This window comes from Micrococcaceae bacterium Sec5.8, from assembly GCA_039636775.1.
Taxonomy (GTDB): Bacteria; Actinomycetota; Actinomycetes; order Actinomycetales; family Micrococcaceae; genus Arthrobacter.
Genome location: CP143429.1, coordinates 2,706,935 through 2,729,761 on the forward strand (window position 1 = coordinate 2,706,935; position 22,827 = coordinate 2,729,761).

17 protein-coding genes are annotated in these 22,827 nt (G+C 62.9%); 5 read left to right on the forward strand and 12 right to left on the reverse strand.

Annotation, left to right across the window (positions count from 1 at the left end):
• Positions 1–151: 151 nt before the first annotated feature.
• Positions 152–469 (reverse strand): hypothetical protein, encoded by a 318-nt coding sequence (locus tag VUN84_12480; protein ID XAS63120.1) that lies wholly within the window; start codon positions 467–469, stop codon positions 152–154.
• 103 nt (positions 470–572) lie between these two features.
• Between VUN84_12480 and VUN84_12485 the strand changes: the two genes are divergently transcribed.
• Complete coding sequence (locus VUN84_12485) at positions 573–3,050, forward strand: M43 family zinc metalloprotease (protein ID XAS63121.1); 2,478 nt, start codon at positions 573–575, stop codon at positions 3,048–3,050.
• A gap of 201 nt (positions 3,051–3,251) precedes the next feature.
• Here the strand turns inward: VUN84_12485 and VUN84_12490 are convergent, their stop codons facing one another.
• Genes VUN84_12490 through VUN84_12505 form a run of 4 tightly spaced genes read right to left on the reverse strand, consistent with a single transcriptional unit; the run spans position 3,252 to position 6,751 of the window.
• Positions 3,252–4,658 carry an oligosaccharide flippase family protein gene (locus VUN84_12490; protein XAS63122.1) on the reverse strand — a complete coding sequence of 469 codons (1,407 nt, stop codon included), beginning with the start codon at positions 4,656–4,658 and terminating at the stop codon, positions 3,252–3,254.
• 8 nt (positions 4,659–4,666) lie between these two features.
• On the reverse strand, positions 4,667–5,563 hold the full coding sequence (locus VUN84_12495) for a glycosyltransferase family 2 protein (GenBank protein XAS63123.1): 897 nt from the start codon (positions 5,561–5,563) through the stop codon (positions 4,667–4,669).
• Complete coding sequence (locus tag VUN84_12500) at positions 5,553–5,978, reverse strand: DUF2304 domain-containing protein (protein XAS63124.1); 426 nt, start codon at positions 5,976–5,978, stop codon at positions 5,553–5,555. The genes VUN84_12495 and VUN84_12500 overlap by 11 nt, the downstream gene beginning before the upstream one ends.
• 2 nt (positions 5,979–5,980) lie before the next feature.
• A complete protein-coding gene (locus tag VUN84_12505) occupies positions 5,981–6,751 on the reverse strand; it encodes a glycosyltransferase family 2 protein (protein XAS63125.1) in 771 nt (256 codons plus the stop codon).
• 127 nt (positions 6,752–6,878) lie between these two features.
• Between VUN84_12505 and VUN84_12510 the strand changes: the two genes are divergently transcribed.
• The 4 genes from VUN84_12510 to VUN84_12525 all read left to right on the forward strand — a co-directional run bounded on the left by VUN84_12510 (position 6,879) and on the right by VUN84_12525 (position 12,359).
• Entirely contained in the window at positions 6,879–8,936 is a 2,058-nt protein-coding gene (locus VUN84_12510; GenBank protein ID XAS63126.1) for a DUF6541 family protein, read from the forward strand.
• A gap of 135 nt (positions 8,937–9,071) precedes the next feature.
• A complete protein-coding gene (locus VUN84_12515) occupies positions 9,072–10,031 on the forward strand; it encodes a glycosyltransferase family 2 protein (GenBank protein ID XAS63127.1) in 960 nt (319 codons plus the stop codon).
• A complete protein-coding gene (locus VUN84_12520; GenBank protein XAS63128.1) occupies positions 10,028–10,465 on the forward strand; it encodes a GtrA family protein in 438 nt (145 codons plus the stop codon). The genes VUN84_12515 and VUN84_12520 overlap by 4 nt, the downstream gene beginning before the upstream one ends.
• A 295-nt stretch (positions 10,466–10,760) precedes the next feature.
• On the forward strand, positions 10,761–12,359 hold the full coding sequence (locus VUN84_12525; GenBank protein ID XAS63129.1) for a hypothetical protein: 1,599 nt from the start codon (positions 10,761–10,763) through the stop codon (positions 12,357–12,359).
• Here VUN84_12525 and VUN84_12530 read toward each other — a convergent pair.
• The 7 genes from VUN84_12530 to glf all read right to left on the reverse strand — a co-directional run bounded on the left by VUN84_12530 (position 12,340) and on the right by glf (position 22,632).
• Positions 12,340–14,490 carry an acyltransferase family protein gene (locus tag VUN84_12530; GenBank protein XAS63130.1) on the reverse strand — a complete coding sequence of 717 codons (2,151 nt, stop codon included), beginning with the start codon at positions 14,488–14,490 and terminating at the stop codon, positions 12,340–12,342. The two genes, VUN84_12525 and VUN84_12530, sit on opposite strands and share 20 nt — an antisense overlap.
• 36 nt (positions 14,491–14,526) lie before the next feature.
• Positions 14,527–15,603 carry an ABC transporter substrate-binding protein gene (locus VUN84_12535; protein ID XAS63131.1) on the reverse strand — a complete coding sequence of 359 codons (1,077 nt, stop codon included), beginning with the start codon at positions 15,601–15,603 and terminating at the stop codon, positions 14,527–14,529.
• Positions 15,604–15,766: 163 nt separating this feature from the next.
• Positions 15,767–17,749: a DUF6541 family protein gene (locus VUN84_12540; protein XAS63132.1), complete on the reverse strand. Its 1,983-nt coding sequence runs from the start codon at positions 17,747–17,749 to the stop codon at positions 15,767–15,769.
• Positions 17,750–17,830: 81 nt separating this feature from the next.
• Complete coding sequence (locus VUN84_12545; protein ID XAS63133.1) at positions 17,831–18,586, reverse strand: ABC transporter ATP-binding protein; 756 nt, start codon at positions 18,584–18,586, stop codon at positions 17,831–17,833.
• Position 18,587: 1 nt separating this feature from the next.
• Positions 18,588–19,457, reverse strand: a complete 870-nt coding sequence (locus VUN84_12550; GenBank protein ID XAS63134.1) for an ABC transporter permease — start codon at positions 19,455–19,457, stop codon at positions 18,588–18,590.
• Positions 19,457–21,445, reverse strand: a complete 1,989-nt coding sequence (locus VUN84_12555) for a glycosyltransferase (GenBank protein ID XAS65849.1) — start codon at positions 21,443–21,445, stop codon at positions 19,457–19,459. Before VUN84_12555 ends, VUN84_12550 begins: the two co-directional genes overlap by 1 nt.
• Complete coding sequence (gene glf / locus VUN84_12560; GenBank protein XAS63135.1) at positions 21,445–22,632, reverse strand: UDP-galactopyranose mutase; 1,188 nt, start codon at positions 22,630–22,632, stop codon at positions 21,445–21,447. The genes VUN84_12555 and glf overlap by 1 nt, the downstream gene beginning before the upstream one ends.
• Between the last annotated feature and the right edge of the window lie 195 nt (positions 22,633–22,827).

The window sequence follows — 22,827 nt, forward strand, 5'->3', positions numbered from 1 at the left end:
CTGCCCCCACGCCCAATCCGCTGGATCAGCGCAGGAATTGTCCACCGTTGGCGCAGGAATTTTTGACCCAGCAAAACTAATGGGCAGGTTCGGCATCGTTCCGCGGAATGGGCCCTAACCGCTCCCTAGACTGCCTACACTTCCCGGTCTCTCAACCGGGGCCTCTCCCTGTGGCTCCCGGCACCGCGTTCTTGAAGGAAACAATGAATCTCAAACGGATGATGGCAACGTATCTCGCTGCCGCGCTCATATCGGCTGCGTCCCTTACCGGACTTTCCGCGGCACCGGCCTCGGCGACGTCCCAGCCCCCGGCCAGCGGTCCGGCGACCGCGCCGGCCGCGTCCGTCGCGTCGACGACGCCCTCTCCCCTGCCAGCGCCGACAACCTCCGCTTCCGTTGCTCCAGCACCCGTGGTTTCAGCAAGGAAGCCGCAGGCGACCGTCCCGGCGCCGATGGTCGAAAAGGCCACGCAGGCGCCTCCTGCGGCTGAGCCCACCGGCGGTGCACCCACGTCCGTCCATACCTTTCAGACACCGCCCCTGCCTGGAATCAAGGGGGCGGCACCCCGTGCCTTGAACACGGAAGCGTACTCCCTGGCCCGAAGCGGTGATATCAAGGTACGTCTCGTTACCGTGCAGCTCGCCAATGTCAAGGCGAACATCTCCATGGACAGTGCCGTCGCGGCCGTCGACGGAACCAGCGCCTACTGGAAGCGCATGTCCAATAACAGGCTCTCGATGAGTGTGGCGAGCAAAGAAACCTTCACCAGCAAGGCGACGTCGTGGCAACGGTATCCCGACATGATGAACACCATTGCGAATGAACTCGGATGGGCCCCGAGCCCCTACACGGCGCTGGTGGTGTTTGTTTCCAGTCCCACTCTCTCTGACGGAGCCTACGGTGCGGGCTGGAGCTACAACGGAACCAGTGGCCGGGTCATCATGCCGCTCCCGGCGTCACTGACCAGAAGCGTACTGACCCACGAGTTTGGCCACGTCCTCGGGCTTATGCACGCCAACAGCCTTGAGTGCGGCAGCGGCGCACAGGACGTGTCCAGCAATGCGAACGGCTCCTTCGCGGACGCCACCTGCAGCATCCGCGAATACGGCGACAGCATGGATTTGATGGGCGTGTCCCAGACAACACAGCCGACCATCAGTTCCAGCCTCTGGGATTTCGGCGGCTTCGGTACCGGGCGCGAAATTCGGAACCTGGGCAAGGTCAGCAATGTCGGCAGCTATACGCTCACGGCCTGGGCAGGAACGGCGGACAACCGGGCCGTCAAGTTCACGGACCCGGTGAGCGGCGAAGTGTATTACCTGGAGCTGCGGCTTCCTGTGGGTTTCGATGCAGGTACGGCCGTTAACGGCAACCGCGGCGTAAAGATTGTCCAACAGTTCGGCTCCGGATCCTTGGTCCTGATGCCTGATTCGCACCGGTTCGCCGGCTACTACAGCGCCCGGCATGCCTGGCAGGCCGGGCAAACTTTTACCACCCATGCGGGAACGCGGGTCATCATCAACTGGATCTCCGACTCCGCTGCCGGCGTGACGATCGAACCCACAACAGGCGTGGGGGGTACGGCGATTGCGGAGTTGGCGTCGGCGACGACGCAGTTGGGCGCCTCGACGTCGGGGGTGAGTTGCGGATTGCGTAACGGCGGCTGTTTCCAGCTGTTCGGCAACGGGGCCGTGATCTGGTCCGCCGGCACCGGCGCCCAGGCCAGCCTGTACGGACCTGTCCGGGACGCCTGGGCCCGCACGGGCTCTGAAAACGGGCCCCTGGGCTACCCCACCAGCGCACTGATCTGCGGGATCCGTGACAAGGGCTGCTTCCAGACCTACGAAAACGGTGAAATCCTCTACTCCGCCGCGTCCGGCGCGCAGCCCTCCACCGCCGGAGCGATCCGCACCGCCTACCGGAAAGCCGGCGCCGAAAACAGCGCCCTCGGCTACCCGACCAGCGGCGAGGTCTGCGGCCTCCGCAACTCCGGCTGCTACCAGAGCTACCAGCGCGGAGAAATCCTCTGGAGCCAGGCCACCGGCGCCCAGCTCTCCGAAGCAGGCCCCATCCGGACCGCCTACCGCAAAGCCGGCGCCGAAAACAGCGCCCTCGGATTCCCCACCAGCGGCAAAATCTGCGGACTTCCCCAAACAGGCTGCTACCAGGGCTTCCAAGCCGGCGCCATCATCCAAACCCCCGCCACCGGCGCCCAACTCAGCCCCAACGGACCCATCCGCACCGCCTGGGCGAACTCCGGCTTCGAAGGCGGCCCCCTGGGCTACCCCACCGGAGAAACCACCTGCGGCCTGGTCAACGGCGGCTGCTACCAGCCCTACCAAAAAGGTGCCATCCTCTGGTCCCCGGCCACCGGCGCCCAACTAAGCCTCAACGGACCCATCCGCACCGCCTGGGCCGGGACCCGCTACGAAACAGGGCCCCTGGGCTACCCCACCAGCGCCGTCATCTGCGGCCTGAGCAACGGCGGCTGCTACCAGGCCTACCAACACGGCGAAATCCTCTACTCCACCGCCTCCGGCGCCAAGCCCACCACCACCGGAGCCATCCGCACCCTCTACCGGAACAACGCCGCCGAAAACGGGCTCCTGGGCTACCCCACCAGCGCAGAGGTCTGCGGCCTGGTCAACAGCGGCTGCTACCAGAACTACCAAAAAGGCGCCATCATCTGGTCCCCCGCCACCGGAGCCCAACTCAGCCCCAACGGACCCATCCGCAACGCCTGGTCAGCCACCCGCTACGAAACCGGCCCCCTCGCCTACCCCACCACCGGAGTCGTCTGCGGCCTCGTCAAAAGCGGCTGCTACCAGAACTACCAAGGCGGCGCCATCATCTGGTCCCCCACCACCGGAGCCCGACTCAGCCCCAACGGACCCATCCGCACCCTCTGGCAACAAACCGGCTTCGAAACAGGACGCCTCGGCTACCCCACCGGAGCACAAACCTGCAACACCACCAAAACCACCTGCACCCAACCATTCACCGGCGGAAAAATCACCTGGACCACCACCCGCGGCGCCTACATCAACTAACCACCACCCTGGCCGCTGCGTTCAGCAGATGCCCGCCAGACCATAGAGAAACCCCGTTGCAGCCCGCCCTTCCGGCGGAACTGCAGCGGGGTTTCATTTGTCAGAAGAACCTTCGCGTCCACGGCATTGTCCCGGGGTGCCGCCAGTGCGCGGCGCGGTGCAGCAGGATGCCCCTGCCGGTGCGGGGGTGGGGACGCCGGCCTAGGCTGGCTGGACCTTCCTGAACTTGATGTAGCCGGCAGCCAGGATCAGCAGTGCCACAACGGCGATCTCGATGGCTCCGCCCACGAGACTCGGGGCAAGGGTGCTCAAGACGGCCACCGCCCCGAGGTGGACGGCGAGGAGGATGATGAAAAGCCCCACCGGCCACGACGCCGGGGTCTTCTTTCTGACCACAAGCCAGTAGGCCACGCCGAGCAAGGTGAAACCGGCTGCCTGGATCGCCGCAACAACTTCCAAATCGCCGGACGCGGCGAAAGGCGCGGCGATTGCCGCCATCAGGAGGAGGACCAGCGGCGTCGTGTAGGCCATGGAACGGGTCTTCTCAAGAATATAGACAACGTTGGTCGCGATGAGGAAAAGCCCGTAGCCCACCGAAACCAGGGGAAGGATCCGGGCCACAGGGGCCAGCGCTTCCGGGGACGCTGTGAGCACAATGCTTCCCGCGGAGGCCGCGGCGGACGCGAGCAAGCCGATAGCCGCCGAGGCGAGGAGGGCTTCCGTGGCGACCTTGCGGAGCAGGGCGGGCAGTTCCCCCGCCGTGGCCTCCATCAGCCGCGTGGACCAGGCATTATTGAGCGCGTTGAGCATCGTCAAGGGACCGAGGGCGAAAATCAGCACAGCTCCGAACTGCCCTGCTGCCACCGCACCGGAGAGGAAGGCCAGCATCAGCACGGCGCCTTGGGTCAGCAGCATGAGCGCACCCGTGTGCGGCAGGAGCGGCAGGGCAATGCCGATCGATTCCTGCAGCACACCATCCACCCGCCAAGGCGCCTTGGGCTTGACCAGAATCAGGGCTAGGGCGGCGGCGCTTGCGACTGCTGCGGTGTATGCCACGAGGTAATTCGTGGCATTGGCAGCTGTCAGGAGGATGGCGGCGAGCCCTGCAAGGTTGGCCGCCACCGACGACACCAGGCTCAGAGCCACAAAAGCGAGAGGCCGGTTCTGGGCGCGCAGGACTGCCTGGGCGCCCAGAACGGTGCCAAGCAACCCTATGGCGAGCATCGACAAGATGGAGGGCCATGCCACCGAACCGTCCGGGCTGCGCGGGACCAAGACACCAACAAACGCCGCGGCCACGCCGAGCAGCAACGCCGTGAGTGCCAGGAAACCATACATGGCCCGCGACCGCGCCTGGCCGTTGGTGCGGTCAAACCACAGCCGGCTGATAGCCAGCGGGAGCCCCGCTGAGATCAGCACGACCACTACCTGGATGGTAACGACCGACGTCGACACCAGACCCCACTGTGCCGGGTCAAGCAACCGAATGGCGAACGGCTGAATCAGCAGGAGTCCCAGGCCTTGGACCAGGGAGCCGATCAAATAAAGTATCGCCGACCGGGGACTGGCGATCTTGCCCTTAGTCTCCGGGGTAGGTTCAGCGACCATGAAAGGTATTACGGCCGAACGACGTGCGCGGCGAGCTTCTTCAGGCCCGGCCACATCCGCTTCTGGACGACTTTGGGTGCCAGGGTGACGGCATGCAGGCGGGAGGAAAGGTGCAGCCGGGCGGCGTTGGCGGCGTCGTTCCAGCCAAGCTTGGCGAAGTCGCGCACGCATTCGTCAAAGAACGCGCGCTCTTCGGCGAAGCGGCGGCCATCGAGGGCCTGGACGGATGAATCGGACTCGCGGTGACGGCGGTACTGGAAGCAGATGGTGTCCGTAACCATCATCTTGCCGCCATCCATGATGATGTCCATCGCCAGTCCGAGGTCCTGGACTACGTTGTACTGTTCACGGAAGCTGTGCTTCTTGATCGCGTCAGAGCGCCAGGCGACAGAGGGGAAGTACAGCCAGTCGCCGGTGATGAGGCTCTTGGCCACCGGCTCTCCGGCGATGACGGCGTCGGTGCTTTTTCCGACGATACGGCGCCGCAGGAAGTCCTTGACCTTGTCGCCGAGAGGTGCGTAAACCACACCCTTTTCGTCAATGACATCAACGCCGGGCTGGACGATGTCGACGTCGGGGTTCTGGAAGCCCCTGCGGATGGTTTCGATGTAGTTCGGAAGCATGATGTCATCTGCCCCCATGATCACCGTGAACTCGTGTTCGATCAGTCCGAGGCATTTGCGGTAATTTCCATTGGCGCCCAGGTTGACCTCGTTCCGGAGGTACCGGACCCGGCTGTCCCCGGCTGTCAGCGCTGCGAAGTAGGCCGGGAGGTCCTCGTCAGGGTACCCGTCATCGACGATCGTCAGCCTGAAGTCGCGGTCGTTCTGGCCCAGAATGGAATCCACGGCCGCTTTCATCATGGCCACGTCGCCGTAGTAGGGCAGCATTACATCAATGGTCATTGGTTTCTTTCCGTATGGTTTGGCCGAGTGCGGCCGGATCGTCGAGGTGGTGTTTGCCGGACGAGGAGAGCGCAGCAGCGCGTTCCAGCGCCTCCACCGATCCACGGAGGATCGAGACTTCCTCTGCCAGGATCCGGGTCTCGTCTTCGAGGATGGTCAATTCACGCGAAACATGCAAACTGACGCCGACCAACAGCATAATTGCCAGGGCGAAGAGGAGGTTGGCCGGGACACGGATCCCCACCAGGGACGCAGCCCAGTCCAGCAGTTGGGGAAAGAGGCCCAGAACGATCGTCAGGCCGCCGACGATAAGCCACAGGACGGTGTACTTCTCGCGGAGCTTGCCCTGCCGCAGCAGTTGGAGCACGGCGAGGACCATCACAATGGCGATGACAAGTGCGGACGCGACGTTCATGATCAGATGCTGCTTTCGCCCGCTATTGAGCCCAGTTGTGGGGTGTGAATTGATTCCGGGGACGGTGTCTTGCGGCGGGCCAAAGCAAAGCACAAAACCAGTCCGGAGCGCGCCAGGTAGATCGCTGACTTCAACGGACCGGTACTCGGCGTTCCCGCCTGCCGCACCTTCATCTCCACCGGCACCTGGGTGACCCGGCAACCGGACTTGATGGCAACCACCAAAGAATCGATCGTATCACCGAGGTATTCAGCCGGAAAATGGTCAATGTACTGATGGAGGGCGCGTTCGTTGGCCGCGCGGAAGCCCGACGTGACGTCAGTGAGTTCCGTGTGCGCAACACCGGAGATCACCTTGGCGAGGACGGACATCGCCCACCGTCTGGGGCCCTTGACGTCATACGTACCGCGGCCGGCAAACCGTGCGCCGATCGAGATGTCCGCAACCTGCAGCCCGGCCAGCACCCGGTCGATATCGAGCGGATCGTGCTGTCCGTCAGAGTCGACCTGAATGGCGGCTTTGTAGCCATGGCGGATCGCATACTTAAAGCCGGTCCGCATGGCTCCCCCGACTCCCAGGTTGAACGGCAGCTTCAGAACGGTCGCCCCCGCTTCTTGGGCCACACGGACGGTGTCGTCCCGGGAGCCGTCATCAACGACCAGGACGTCGTGCGGTACAGTGCGTCGAACCTCACGGATGGTGTCCCCGATGGCTTCGGCCTCGTTCCAAGCTGGCATGATGATGAGGACGCCGGAAGTCGTTGAGTTGCCCATGATGTTCAACTATATCAACAGCACACTGGCCAGGAACTGCACGGCATGGCGGCCGCGAGCGAGGGTCCCGTCCTCTGAACAAGGCATACTTGAACCGTTCGATTGGCCTTATGAGGAGAACTGATACATGACCTGGTGGCAAACCGGCCCTACGCTCGCAGGAACTATCCTGATCTTTTTCGTTCCGGGCCTCGCCATCCTGGCCGCCGCCGGAGTGCGCCGGCTAAACCTTGTCTGCCTTGCAGCCCCCGTGTCATTCACCGTGGCGTCGGTGTTGGGTATTGTCCTGGGAATCGCCAAGCTCCCCTTCAACCCCGCCACGTACCTCTTAACAAGTGCCGCAGCGGCCGTTCTGGCCTTTGTCCTGCGCCGGACCCTGGTGCGCCGCTACACGCACGCGGGTGCAGTCGGCCGTGCCGGGGTCCTCGGCGCGAACGACGCCATTCCGCTCGCCTCCCCGCTCAGTAAGTGGTGGCCCCTGGTTCTGGGCGCCGCCGTGACAGTACCGGCCCTGATCGTCACGGCCCGCTACGTCCGGGGATTCGGACAACCAGAGAACCTGTCGCAGACTTTTGACAACGTCTACCATCTGAACGCGATCCGGCATATCGCCACCCTGCAAAACGGCTCCTCACTGACGCTGGGCAACCTGACGGAATCGTCGGCGGGCTTCTACCCGGCGGCGATGCACGACCTCATGGCCCTTGTCTTCATGTTCTGCGGCTCCTCCGTGATGGAAGTGGTCAACGTGGGCACCATCGTCCTGGGCGCCATAGTGTGGCCCTTGTCGTGCATCTTCCTGGTAACGCGGATCGTCGGCAACCAGGCGACTGCGGTGCTGTGGGCGGGTGTCCTGTCCGCCGGGTTCAGCGCGTTCCCTTACCTGATGGTCGCCTTCGGCGTGCTGTACCCCAACCACGCAGCGATTGCCATCCTCCCCGTGGCACTTGGTCTTGTCATCGAGGTGCTGGGTCTCGCCCGACGCAGACCGTCTTCATTCTGGCCACCGCTGCTGGCCCTGGCCCTCGTTGGGCCTGGCTTGGTGCTGGCCCATCCGAGCGCCTTTGTAGCACTCATCGCATTCAGCGCGCCTCCGGTGTTCGCCCGCCTGATCCTGGCGTGGAGGGGCTACCGCCGCGGCAAGGAGACGGGGCGGTCAATGGTGCTGTGGGCGCTGTTCACCGTTGCCTTCTCCGTTGGAGGTCTGATTGTCTGGATCTTCATCAGGCCAAGCCTGGCCTCCGCTCCCTGGACGCCATTCCAGTCAAATGCACGGGCACTCGGAGAGATCATTGCCAGCGCACCGATGGGAACCACTGCAGCCTGGGTCATGCTCGTCCTGACCATTATTGGCATCTATGTCATCGCCCGGCGCCCGGGCCAGTATTGGTGGGTTCTTGGAATGTTTGCTGTCGGCGGAGCCCTCTACCTGATCGTCTCCTCGTGGTCGTTGGGCGGCTTCCGCACATTCTGGACAGGCGTCTGGTACAACGACAGCTTCCGGCTCGCCGCACTGCTTCCGGTGGTCACCCTTCCTGTCGCAGTCTTAGGCGCACAGTGGCTGACCTGGCGCGTCCGGGCCCTGTGCGACTATCTGGTACTCAACGGCCGGTCCAACCCGGGCAGGCTTGCTCCGGTCGTGCGTCCCATCGCGGCCCGGCTGCCGGCGGTCACCGGCCTCGTCGCCTCGACCGGCCTGGTGCTCGCCCTCGGCGTCGCGGCCCAAGGCGGCACGCTGTCCAATGTCCAGCAGCGCCTCAACACCATCTTTGCGACTACGCCGAACTCCTACCTTTTGACTACCGACGAGACCGCGCTGCTTAACGCCGTGCCCGAGTTCGTGCCGGAATCGGACCTCGTTGTGGCCAACCCGCGGACTGGCGGATCCCTGGTCTACGCAATCTCCAACCGGCGGACACTTGCGCCGCACATCTTTGGAGACAGAACCCCTGATGAGCAGTATCTGCTCGACCACTGGGATGAGGCGGCGTTCAACGACAAAGTCTGCCCGATTGTCAGGGAGCTCAACGCATACTGGGCACTGGATTTCGGTGACTTTGAAGTGGTTCCGGGCGACGAGTCGTTTATCGGTCTCCGGGACTTGCCCAACGGCTCCGTCCCGGGCATGGAGCTCGTCAAAACCGTAGGCAAGACCCACCTATACCGAGTCACCGCCTGCGGTTAGCGCCGCGGGTGGCCTGCCTGCGGAACGGTAGAGTGCTGTTTCAAGGCAGATAAGTCCGGAGGTGGGCCCACGGGTGCGGACCCGCCGCGGCCCGGATCCGCGGGCGGGGAACTAGAAAAACAATGGGGTAGTTCAGTGCGCGGAAGAAACATTTCATTCGTTTTTCCGATCTTTAACGAGGCCGGGAATATTCCCCTGCTCTACGAACGTGTCTGTGATGCCGTCGCCGGAACGCCGTACGACGTCGAACTTCTGTTCATCAATGACGGGAGCACAGATTCGTCCCTGGCCCACCTCCTGGCGTTACGGGACCACGATGAGCGCGTTGTTGTGGTTGACCTCGCCCGGAATTACGGGCACCAGCTGGCGGTCACCGCAGGGCTGGACGAAGCGTCCGGTGACGCGGTCATCATCATGGACAGCGACCTTCAGGATCCACCTGCCGTTAGTCTGGAGCTGCTTGAGCAGTGGGAAGCGGGGTTCGACGTCGTCTATGCCCAGCGCCGCACCCGCCGGGACACCGCCTTCAAGAAGGCGACGGCGGCGGCGTTCTATAAAGTCCTGCAGAAGGTTTCGGAAATCGACATTCCCCCGAATACCGGGGACTTCAGGTTGCTTGACCGCCGGGTTGTGGAGGAGATCAAAAAGTTCCGCGAACACGACCGTTTCCTCCGCGGCATGGTCAGCTACGTGGGTTTCAGACAGGTCGCGGTGCAGTTTGACCGCGATGAGCGGTTCGCTGGAGTTTCGGGGTACCCGCTGGGCAAGATGATGAAATTGGCCGCTGACGGCATTTTAGGGTTCTCCACCTTTCCGCTGACGATCATTTCCCGCATCGGCTACGCCGCGGCCGGTCTGAGCGTTGTCGGTGTCCTGTACGCCCTGTTCATGAAGCTCTTTGTGCCCGACGCCGTCATTGAGGGGTGGACCTTTATCGTCATTTCCGTCCTCTTCATGGGCGGTCTCCAGCTCATCATGCTCGGCATCCTGGGCGGGTATGTCGGCCGCATTTACAAACAGGTGCAGAGCAGGCCTCTCTACGGGGTCAGGGATGTGTTTTCCAGCAAACGTGCCTCCCGCGGTGTCAGCAGTTGAAGCCGGATCTTGATGCTCCAGCACCGCCGCTGGTGCACCGGCTTCTGCGACATAGCATGGCCAAATTCGTCGTGGTCGGCGTCATCAACAACCTGACGGGCTACGGCATCTTCGTCCTGCTGTCCCTGCTGGGGTCGGCGGCGATCCCGGCGATGACCGTGTCTTACGGGATAGGGATGGTCATCAGCTTTATCGGCAATCGGAGCTGGACGTTCAGCCACCGGGCAAGCTTCGTCCCGGCAGTTTTTCGGTTTCTCACCGCCAACGCCGTGGGCTACGCGGTCAACCTGGCCATCCTGTGGATCTTCGTGACCCGGTTGGGCTTAGCCCAGATTCCGGTGCAGCTTTTTGCGACCGCGTGCGTTGCGGTCTGCACGTTCCTGGCGATGCGGTTGTGGGTTTTTCGTACCGGCCGGGGGGACGCCGGTGAGTAGGGCTGTTCCCGGCGGCTCGAGGCGTTCAAGGGCTGCCCGTTGGCTCCGTCCCGCCCTCGCCGCGGCCCTGGGTATTGCTGCATGGTTCATTGCCCCGTCGGTCGTGCCCAATGATGCCTTCCGGTTGCTCTGTGTTGCCGCCGTTGTGATCCTTGTCGGCGACAACCCATATCTTCGCGGCTTTTGGACCCGGGTCCTTGCGGGCCCGGCCCGACGGCGGCTGCCCCAGCCGTGGCTACTGCGGATAGCCCAGACTTTGTTCTGCGGCCTCGTCGCCTGGTTCGTCCTTGGGAGCATGATCAGTCCAGTCATCCTGCTTTGGGGCTTCCCGCTCGGGCCCGTCGTTCTGGCGACCGCTACCACCGTGGTAGTTTTGCCGACTTTGTTTAGGCTCTGCGCCGCTGCCGCGGCCTGGTTTGACCGTCGGACCGCGTGGCACCGGGGCCTTGTGGTGGTGGTGGCGCTGGGCTGCTTTTTCGCCGTTGAGCTTCTGATCGGGTATGCCGTCAGGGTTCTCCCCGACTGGGACGCCGGCACAATTTATAGCAATGCCGCAGGCCTTGCCACCGGATCGATGCGTACCATTGACGCTGACTACTACTCGATGTACCCGAACAACATCGTGCTCACCCTGTTGTTGGCCGGGTACTTGTCCGTCCTCCATCAGCTCGGCGCCACGGACCTCTACCTCGGCGGGATCGCGCTAAACGCACTGGCGATGACGACGGCGGTCTTCCTGACCCTTGTCGCGGCACGCAAAATGGCGGGGACCGCGTCGGCGGTCTTTGCGCTGCTCCCCTGTACCGCGTTCATCGCCCTCAGCCCATGGATCGCGGTGCCCTATTCGGACACGCTGGGCATGGTTTTCCCGGTTCTGTTGCTTCTTCTCTTCCTGCAGAGCCGGGAAGCGAAGAAGCCGGTCTATGTCTACGGGCTGTGGGTCGCGATGGGCCTCGTGTCCGCCGTCGGCTTCTCCATCAAACCGACCGTTGTTTTCGTGCTCATTGCCGCCGCCGCGGTGCTGGTCTTCACGAAGAAGAACGCATTGAGCAGGAGCCGGCACGCATCCGTGGTCATCGGTTGCCTGCTTCTGGCTTTCGGGGCGTTCGGCGTCGGAAGCGCCACCATCAAGGCGGCGGTCGCTGGAAGCGGAACCCTCAGTTTCAATGTGAACACCAATGATAAGGAATTTCCGGTAACCCACTTCCTGAAGATGGGTGCAGTGGGATTCGGCGGCTTCAACGGGCCGGACGTTGTCGAAACGAAGTCCATCAATTCCGTCGAGGGGCGCTTCCAGAACGGGTTGGACGTTTACCGGGAGCGTGTTTCCGCGATGGGCCCGTGGGGGTACCTGGCCTTCCTGGATATTAAGGGGAAGGCCATCCTGGGCGACGGAACGTTCTTTACGTGGGGTGAGGGTATGGCACGCCAGCCCGTGGAACTGGTGGCCCGGGATCCGGTCAGCAAAGCCGTTCAGGACTATTTCTACTACGACGGACCGCACTTCGCGTTCCTCAGGGCATTTTGGCAGTCTCTGTGGTTCGCGACACTGCTGCTGGTAGCTGCTCCGCTTCTCATCCGGGGCCGGTCCCTGGTCCAGCCGGCAGCAATTGTTATGCGCCTGGCTCTGTTTGCACTCTTGCTTTTCCTGCTTCTCTTTGAAGGCCGTTCACGTTACCTGTATATGTATGTGCCATTTTTCATACTTCTCGCGGCGCTGACGGCCGGGACAATGGCCCGGCGCTTCGCTGGCCGCCCCGCAGAGCCTGCGCATACCTCTGGTGAGGAGAACGCCGGGTCGGACCTGCGGGGCGGGGCGGGGACGTCCGCCGGGCGTGCTCCGGGCCCGCACGCGCGTCCGGATCAGGCTGCTTTTATTGCCGCGCCTCATTGAACCGCTGGGCCAGAACAGGAACGAGCGAATGCATGTAGCTCCGGGAGGCGTGGTCCGTGTCGTAGTAGACCTGAAGCCCGCCAATGACTGCCGGGCAGATCTCCTCGTTGCAGAACTGGTCGGCTAGATCCAGCACTTTGACCCTGGGGCTGCGCAGGCCGAGGGCGGCGTCCGCGACGGGGTCCGGCACCAGCGCCGCGGACCGGGGGTTGGCGCATGTCAGGGGACTTTGCTGGTTGAGTGCTATGCAGTCCGGGCTGCTGCGGCGCAGGGTCAGGGGTGTGTCGCGGAGCACGTAGATGCGCGCACCACTGCCGGTCCATTCCGCGAAGCGCTCGGTCACTCCGGCTTTGTACTGTTCCAGTTGAGACCGGCCTGTGCCGTCGTCGACCGATTCTCCGGCACCGAAGGTCGACGTGAAAATCATGTCTGGTTTGTCCCGGACCAGTCGCTCTGTCAGTTCCGCTCCCCATTCAAGGCACCGTTGCTGGATTTCCGGTTCGCTGCTCGGCGTACCCATAAATGCCACGCGCTTGGCGTCGATAATGGGACACCCTCCAAGCAGGGATTCCTTGACCTTCCATTTATGGAGTCGGGCGAGCTCATAGATGGCGGTCTTCCACTGTTCAGCGTGCGAATCTCCGACGAGCCAGACCGTGGCTGCGGGGCTGGCTCCCCCGGTGAAGTCGCACTCGGTAAGGACTTTGCGGCCCCGCACCTCAAAGGGGTCCCCGGGCGGCCCACATTCCGGCGCTTCAAACCAGGGCGCTTCGTTGGGACCTACATTGGCAACTTTCGGCGCCCCGAAGGGGTCCCCGCAGTTGTTACGCGGGTCGAGGCTGCGGGCACCGTAGCAGGGCTGGCCGGAAAGGCTCTGCAGCTTGGCGGCTTCGGCGTCCTGGGCCGCGCCGAGACTCAACAGCAGTCCCCCGCACAAACCGGCAATGACGGCCGCTGTTGCAGCCATGGCGAGGAAGACGCGGCGGGGCTTAGCCCCTTTCAAAAGTCTTGTGCGGCCCGGATCCTCGACGAACTTTTTGGACAGATAGGAGAGCCCAACGGCCAGGACCAAAATGACTATCCTGTCCGGGGTCCCCAAAGTCCGGCTCAGGGCTGCTGGTGCCAGAACGATGAGAGGCCAGTGCCAGAGGTACAGCGAATACGACACGTCACCCAGGAACTGCACGGGCCTGACGGCAAGCAGCTGATTAGGCGACCAGGAGGGTCCGCTGGGCCCTGACGCAATAACAAGGAGCGTTCCCACGACTGGCACCATGGCGGCAACGCCCGGGAAAAATGTCCGCTCATCGTAGGAGAGGGCGGAGTAGAGGACCATCCCGTAGCCGAGCCACTGCGCGATCCCTGACATCGTCAGCTGCCTGGCCGCCTCAGCCAGCCGCAGCGAACCAACGAGGTGCGGTCCGGCAATCGCCACCAGGGCGCCGGCACCAAATTCCCAGACCCGCGCCGGTGTGACGAAGTAGGCCTGGGTCTTGTTGGCGTAGGTGAACCAGATACAAAACGCCAGCGTCAAAATGCTGACAATCGCAACGCCTACCGCAAGAAACGCCCTCCGGGAGACGCGGAACTTGGCGGCACCCATGAAGAGAACGAGTAAAAGAAGGGGCCACGCCAAGTAGAACTGCTCTTCAACGGAAAGTGACCAGTAATGCTGCACTGTTGATGCGGCATCGTTGTGGGCCGAATAGTCGACCGATTTCACAGCCAGCACCCAGTTCTCCACGTACAGAACGGAGGCCATCGTCTCCTGGGCGATGGCGAGCCAGCGGGAAAACGGCAACACAGCCCACGCGGCGGCCAGCGAGACCGCAGCAACGAAGGTGGCGGCGGGCAGCAGCCGTTTGATCCGGCGTGAGTAGAACTGGCCGAGCTTGATCCGTCCAGTACGCTCCAGCTCTCCGAGTAAATGCTTGGAGATCAAATAGCCGGAGATCGCGAAGAAGACGTCTACGCCGACGTAGCCGCCGGGAAGCCATTCGGGCCACAAGTGGTTGAGAACGACGAGCCCCACGGCCAAGGCGCGCAGGGCTTGGATGTCCCTGCGCGTGGCGCTGGGGACGGTTTCGGGCCCTCGCCTCTCAGATCGTGGGGTCAGGACCTGCCCTGTCATGCCATCTCCGTGTCAGGACGTGTCAGCCGGCTGGTCTCATCCGCCACGCTTGGCCCCGTAGGCAGCCCGCGCGAGTTCTGGCACCATGGTGCGGGACAGCCACCTGACCGAAAGGCAGGACGCCGTGTCAAGGGCCAGGCCGTCACCGTTCGAGTCTGCCAGAATGAAGTTCCCGGTTTTGTGCGCGGGTACGGGATCCAGGAGGCCGCCGTTCTTGATCGCGGGCGCCTCGTCGTGGATAACAGAAAAAACGGCGATGTCACTGCCGAGCTCGGCCGCCCTCCCCGCCGGCCACGCGTAGGTCTCGGCCCCGTTGGCCGCAGGATTCACCGGCCGGCCTAATTCTTTGACCAGGCGGAGGGACGCGGAGGGATCCAACCCGAATTCCTGCAGGATCCGGACCGGATTGGAGTCCTCGCCGAACACCTCAAAATCTGCGCCGAGTGCCGACCTGACTCTGGTAACGAGGAAGCCCGTACCGGCGAGGTCGGGGTAATTGCCCAGTTCCGACCGTATGCTCGTCTCTGTTTCCGCCAGGACGGTGGCAGCCACGTCGGCTCGACCCAAGGCAGTCCCCACCAGGGCCAGCGAGGTGCGCCAGTCCGTGGCCATGGGTCCGTCCGGGTAGGCCACCACCGGAGCTATTTTAGAGAGCTCCTCGTACTCGCTGCGGGTCAGGCTGGAGTGGACGGCAAGGATCAAGTCCGGGCCCATGCCCGTGAGGTCGTCCACCGGGAGGCCCTTCTCCTCATCCAGCAGCAATGGTGACTCCAGCCCGAACGGACGGAAAGCTGAATCGAACCAGGGGGTGGAGCCGTTGGGCTGTGCTCTGGAGAGCGGCATGGCCAGAGGTACAACTCCAAGGGCCAGGCAGATGTCATTGCTGCCCAGCCCAAGCGTCGCGATCCGTTGCGGCTCGCTGTTGATGACCGTCGTCCCGAAGGCGTGTGTGACGCTCACCGGGAACGACTTCGCATCTGCCGCCGTCGTCGGGGATGCTGACTCCGAGTTAAGGAACGTGCACCCGGCCACACCGAAAGGAAGCACAGCCAGCCCAGCCAGAAACTGCCGCCTGCCGGCCAGCCGTTTGCCGCCGCCTTCGGTTTCAGTCATTTTTGCTATTTCCAATCTGATTGAGATCGCTTCGTGGAGCGAAAAAGACCGCCGCCGCAACCGGTTGAGACGCTGGTCAGATCCGGCTCTGCGGAGGGAGGGCCGATTCATACTTTACCTAGTTCAGCCGCGTCGCACCGACTCCAGCTGCACCGGGCGCCGGCTAATCGCACCCGTTGAACTTGAACAGCTTGGCATCCCCGTGCCGGGAAAGCAGCGTTGCCACTCCGCTCCCCTCAAGATTGTCCAGGCCCGGCGCCGGGTGGGAACCGCCGTTGATCTCCTGCCCACCGAAGTCCAGGACGTAGCTGACGTCCAGCGCTCGGACAGCCGGACAGACGGTCGGATTGGTCTTTGCTTCCCGGAGACTGTCGAGCACGATCTTGTCGTCGAGGGTGAAGCTGCTGCTGAGCACGTGAAGTTGAATCGTGCGCCGGTTGGACAGGGCGTAGGCAAGGGCGCTTCCGTTCCAGGCGTTGGCTGCCACCACGGCGTCGTCGGGGACCAGACTGACCATGTCCTGCAGCACCGACATTTCATCGCGGGTGATGAGCTGGGAGTCTGCGGTCAATTGATAGTTACTGTGTGCCTTGTCAGTGGCGTACTGAACGCCGCCGAATTGCGTGAGCACCACCAGGACCACGATCGCCATGGCCCCGAGCCGGGCCGCAGGGGCGGACGACGGCGGTGGCGTTCCTGCGTCGGCGGGTACGGCACCACCCCGCCCCTGCCGGGAGGCCCGGTCCTCGAGGCGGCGCCTGAGCAGGCCGACCAGCCAGGCTGCTCCGTACGCCGCCACCAGGACGGCAACGGCGGGCACCAGGGCCGCCAGGCGGTAGCTGTCGTTGTACCAGATTGCGGTCACAAAATCCCGCAGCCGTCCGGGGCTGAACGATGAGACGACGAGGAAGAGCGCGCAGGCCATCCCGAACATCCCCAGCGCCCACCAAAGGTTGCGTTGCCGCGCCATCGCAACAACACCCGCAGCCACCAGGATGGACACCACAATTGCCGGAGGGCGGTTCATCAGGGAATTGGTCGCCAGCTCCCAGAGGGAACCCAGCGGAGAGTGGATGGGAGGCCAGAAGGCTGCTTCCGCGATGGGGCGCACAGCCTGCCAGGTCAGCAGGACCGCCGCTGCACCCACGACCAAACCGCCCGACCATGCCAGCGCCCGGCTCCTCGACGCCGGCCAGTTCCTTCGCCATTTGCGCCAGGACTTTACGAAAACGAACACGACGGCAGGAGCCAGGAAAGCCAGGAAAGCCATCAGCGTGCTCGGGTGCGCCAGCGCCAGCCCCGGTAAGGCGACGATCACGGCGAGGTATCGCAGGACGGGCGGGATGTCCGGGACCGCGGACAAGTGCAGTACCTGGATGCCTACCGCGAGGACGGCCGGGAGCAGGGAGATGGACAGCAGATTCGGGTACAGAACCCCGAAGTCCACCATCATGAGGGGGAAGGCGCCGAACGCCGCGGACAAGGTGCCGGCCAGCAGGGCAGCCATCCTGGATTGACCAAGGACCTGCTGGCATAAGAAGATGCACGCCATTGGCCAGACGAGGGCTCCAATGACGAGGTTGGTGGCGTTCACGGCAACAGGGATGCCGGTGCCGGAAAGTTGAACAGTCAGCGACACCACAGCGTGCCAGCCGGCCGGGTAGAACGGGATCCCGGTCATGCCGCCGACTGTGAAAGACGACGCCTGCTGCGTATGAAGGATGTATTGGATGGCGTTGAGGTGGAAGATGTTGTCGTAGGTCTGGGAAATGTTGTCAGGCGCACCGAAGGCGTAGACCAGCCGGGCACCAATGATCACCGCGGCGAGGAGTGTTCCCAGGAGGGCAAAGACGAAGCGGTCGTCAAAAGCCCGCGGAGAACGCAGAGCCCCGCGCTTGTGGCGGGATAAAACGCCCGCGACGGCCGAGGCCGCCAGCGCCAGTACCAGAACCGGCAGCGCAGACCACGGGACGCCCACGATCGGGCAGACGATGGCTGCCACGGATATAAGTGATACCGAAAACACCGGCGCCAATGCCAGCAGGGCGAAACCCCGGAGGCGCAGGAACCATCCAAGAAGCAGGCCCGGCACGATCAGGACCCCGGTTGCCGCCAAAATCTCAGGCCCAGCACTCAGCCACTGCACTCGTCTTAACTCCCTAGTGTTTGCACAGCGGCTTGTCCGGCTGCACGTCCGCGCAAGGAAGCGGCACCGCTTGCGCCGCCGTTAGCTTAATTTCGCGGACCGTTCCCGCAGTTCCCCGACGACATCATGTACGTCGCCGTCCATGACGATCTCCCCGTGTTCCAACAGCACGCCGCGCTCACACACGGTAGCGACCAGATCAAGGTCGTGGCTGACCACAAAAAGTGTTTTGCCGTTTTCGGCCAATTCCTTGATCTTGGCGATGCACTTGCGCTGGAACGGTTCGTCGCCCACAGCAAGAATTTCGTCAATGAGGAAGACCTCAGGATCGGTGTGGACGGCGATGGAAAATGCCAACCGCAGGTACATTCCCGACGAGTAGAACTTCACTTCGGTGTCGATGAATTCGCCAATCTCGGAGAATTCGACGATGGAATCGAACATCGCATCGATCTGCTTTTCCGACATGCCGAGGATGGCGCCGTTGAGATAGACGTTGTCCCGTCCGCTGAGATCGTGGTGGAAGCCGGCGCCGACCTCGATGAGCCCTGCCACCCGCCCCCGCGTCCGCACCGTGCCGCCGTCGGGCTGCAAAACACCGGAGATCAGCTTCAACAGGGTGGACTTTCCGGACCCGTTGAGCCCCAGCAGGGCCACGGTTTCGCCTTGCTTGACCTCGAGCGACACGTGGTTCAGCGCCAGGAACTTCTTTGACAGGTCGCCTTTTCGACCCTTGACGAGCCAGACCAGAGCCTCCTTCAGGGAGCGGGTGTGCCGCAGCACAAACTGCTTGCGGACACCAACGCAGCTGATGGCAACGTGGCCTTGGTTCGTCATGTCAGAGCTCCTGTGCGAAGTGGACGGAAAGCCGGCGGAACATCAACTGACCGAGAAACAGGATGGCCACGGAGGTGAGCAGGGAAACGGGAAGCCAGAAGCTCAAAAGATCCGGGGGCATAGTGTCGCTGACCATTTGGTCCGCTTTCAGCGTGGGCTCCCAAAAGGTCCAGTGGAAGACTCCGACGGCGGTTGTCATAGGGTTCAGCATGTAGACCCAGAACCACGGCCCCATGACCTTCGCGACCATGGTCCACACGTAGAGAACCGGCGAAGCCCACGTCACCACCATGACGATCATGTCCACGATGTTCTCGGAGTCACGGAAGTACACGTTCACGGCCCCGAACATCAGGCCCAGGCCGGTTGCCAGCACCGCGACCATGATAAAGATCAGAACTGCGGCACCTATTTGCAGGAGAGACGGCGTCCACCCCACAACGAGGCAGGCGGCGACCAGTACCAGCAATTGCGGCAGGAAGTGGGCAGCCGAGACCCATACCGTAGCCACCGGGAACAGTTCCCGCGGTAAGTAGATTTTTCGGATCAGATCGCGGTTGTCCACGATTGAACGGGTTGCATTGGAGAGGGACTCCGTAAAGAAGTTGACCAAAACGATCCCGGAGAAGAGGTAGATCGCGTAGTTGGGCGTGCCGTGCTCAAGATTGAGGAAGATGCCCAGCGCGATGAAATAAATCAAAAACTGCATCAGCGGCTTCACGTAGGACCACATCAGTCCCAGCACTGACCCGCGGTAGCGGATCTTGATTTCCTTGCGCACCAGCAGTTTCAGCAGAAAACGGTCGCCGTACACGTCGAGCAGGCCGCGGCCGCTTCCGGGTTTGACGAGGGTGTCCTCCTGGCCGGCCATCAGCTGCCCTCCCGGGAGTCGGCGTCGAACGTCCTTTTCCAGGCGGCGATGGACGTGATCTCCGGGACGGCGGCACGGTACTGCTCGGCCAGCTTGTCCCACTCCCGGTAAAGCCGGAGGTGCAGTCGTGTTGCTTCTGCCAGCATCATTTTCAGCTTTCTGGGGTCGCGCCGGTACCAGGAGGCACCCGTGCCCTCAGCATTGGACACCACGACGCTGTCGTAGTGGGCCAGCCTGAACCAACGGTTGTCCCGGTGCGCCAAGAAGCCCTGCGGGCGTTCCGCGCTCTCCGGCGCAGGAGTCTTGACCAACTGCCGGGACACGGTCTTAATGCCCCACGGAACCAGGTCCTTCTTGCGCGGCATGCCTATCAGGGCACCGCCCATGGGGCCGCGGCCCAACTTGGGAGCCGGAAAATCGTCCACGTTCTCCTTGAGCTGGGCATCCGTGTACTCGGATTTCAGCGCATTGATTTCCGGAAGTTTCGTAGCAAGTACCCGGTGCAGTTCGGCGGGGCCCTTGAAGATGTCTTTCAACGCCTCAAGCCGTCCGTGTTCGGTGAAGTACTGCATGGACACCAGGTGCTTGACATCAGCCTGCACCGACTCGCGCAGCACCCGGCCGCCCTTGGGATAGGGGCTGTGGATCAGGGTGGTGACCAGCCGGTTTCGTTCGTGGAAATATGCTTGCCAGCCGACCATGTCGTCCTTGTCCATCCACGAGACGTGCCAGACGGCAGCCCCGGGGAGGGAGACGGTGGAGAATCCGGCTTCCCTGGCGCGGAGTCCGTACTCGGCGTCGTCCCATTTGATGAACAGCGGCAGTGACAGACCGATTTCCTTGATTACACGCGTCGGGATCAGGCACATCCACCACCCGTTGTAGTCGACGTCGACCCGGCGGTGCAGCCACGCTGTCTGCCGGAGGTTGGCGACGCTGAAATCGTGGCGCAGCTCCATGTCTGCGTGCGGCTGCGCCGGAACGATCCGGAACGGATCGACGACTTCGCCGAAGGTGTGCAGGACACTGCGGTTATAGAGGTCGAACATGTGCCCGCCAACGATGGTTGGTTTGCGGCACCGGTCAGCAAACGTGAGCAGCCTGGCGATGCTTTCAGGTTCGAGGACAATGTCGTCATCGAGCAGCAGGACGTAATCGCTGCCGTTCTCCACTGCCTCGTACATGCCGCGGGCAAAGCCGCCGGAACCGCCCAGGTTTGCCTGATTGATGACCCGCAGTTTGCCCCCGAGTGACGCTTCGACCTCAGCGAAACCCTGCTGGTCTTGCACTTTCTGCGTCCCCTGGTCCACGATCAGGATTTCCTTGACGTTGGTCAGGGCGTCCAGGTTGGCCGCGAGGATCCGGGCGTTGTTCAGACAAAAGTCTGGCTTGTTCATTGTCGTGATTTCCAGGGTGACCTGTCCGCTTTCGCGGGCGGCTTCGGCGGTTTCCCATTGGCCGGTCTGGAGCACCAGGTCCGTGGAGCTGGCTGCAAGATCGAACCAGTACCAGCCGCCGTCGCCAAACGGCATGAGGGACAGCTCGAAGACCGACGTGGTGTCACCATCCACGTGCTGCCCGTCAACCCGCTGGACGGAACCGCGGGCATTGGACTTGTACACGGTCACAGCTCCGGTACCGGTAGTCCGCACCACGAGCCGGATGTCGCGGACTGAGGTCCACCGCCGCCAGTAGCTTGCCGGGAACGCGTTGAAGTAGGTACCGAAAGAGAGCTGCTCACCGGACCGGACGCGCATGGACCGCCGCGAGAGCAAGTCCTCGAAGCGGGCCTGGCGGCTTCCCGAACTGAACATCTGCAGCTTGTCTTCGGGCAGCTTCGGGGTGCGCGCCAGTTCGTCGTTTTCCCGCAACCGGATGCCGCTGGCGGGTCCGGCGTCCACGTAGAGCGGGATGGTGTCCGTCTGGTCGGCCGACGGGAGGATCACCCTCTGAAGAGCGCTCCATGAGGATGACTCTTCAGTGGTCATCACGCGTCCACTCCTCCGCTTTCAATGGCGGCGCCGCCCTCGAAGTGCGGGCGGATCTTGTTATCGAACATGGTCAGCGCCGACCCGATGGCCATGTGCATGTCGAGGTACTTGTACGTGCCGAGGCGTCCGCCGAACAGAACGTCCTTCTCGGCCGCCGCGAGGTCACGGTACTTGACCAGGCGTTCGCGGTCGGCGGCGGTGTTGATCGGGTAGTAGGGCTCGTCGCCCTTCTCGGCCGCACGGGAAAACTCGCGCATGATGACGGTCTTCTCCGTCTGGTAGTCGCGCTCCGGGTGGAAGTGGCGCGGCTCAATGATGCGAGTGTAGGCGACATCCGCGTCGTTGTAGTTCACGACCGACGTTCCCTGGAAGTCGCCGACGTCGAGCACTTCCTCTTCGAAGTCGATGGTGCGCCAGGAGAGGTCGCCCTCAGCGAAATCAAAGTACCGGTCCACGGGTCCGGTATAGACGACCGGGATGTTGCCCACTACCTTGTTCTTGCTGAACTCCTGCGACTCGTCAAAGAAGTCGGTGTTGAGCCGGACTTCGATGTTCGGGTGCTCCGCCATTTTTTCCACCCACGCGGTGTAGCCATGGGTCGGCAGGCCTTCGTATTTGTCATTGAAGTAGCGGTTGTCGTAGTTGTACCGCACCGGGAGGCGGGAAATGATGCCTGCGGGCAGGTCCTTGGGATCGGTCTGCCACTGCTTGCCGGTGTAATGCTTTATGAAAGCCTCGTACAACGGACGGCCGATGAGCTGGATGCCCTTGTCATTAAGGTTCTGCGGATCCGTGCCGGCCAGTTCCCCGGCTTGTTCTTTGATCAGTTCCTGCGCCTCGCCCGGGGTGAAGTTGGCCCGGAAGAACTGGTTGATGGTGGCCAGGTTGATCGGCAGGGAGTAGACCTCACCCTTGTGAACGCCGTACACCTTGTGGACGTAGTTCGTGAACGTCGTGAAACGGTTGACGTACTCCCAGACGCGCTCGTTTGAGGTGTGGAAAAGGTGGGCGCCGTAACGGTGTACTTCGATGCCGGTAGTCTCTTCCTTTTCGCTGTAGGCATTGCCTCCGACATGGTGGCGGCGGTCGATGACGACGACCTTGAGGCCCAGCTCTGTGGCGGCCCGTTCTGCGATTGTCAGGCCAAAGAAGCCTGACCCTACGATGACGAGGTCAGCGGTCACAAAATCTCCTGGTTCGAATGTGGGCAGCGCAAGATTGTGCATTGTCTGCTGCTCCAGCCTACCCGAGACAACCTGTGAACCGGCGAATCGGAGCCCCTCCCGGCGCCCGCCGTGGCCCGCTCTCTACAGCGGCTACCGGGGCCGTACCCGCTATCCACATAGCGGTTTTCCACTTCGATGGGACGCTGCTCGCCC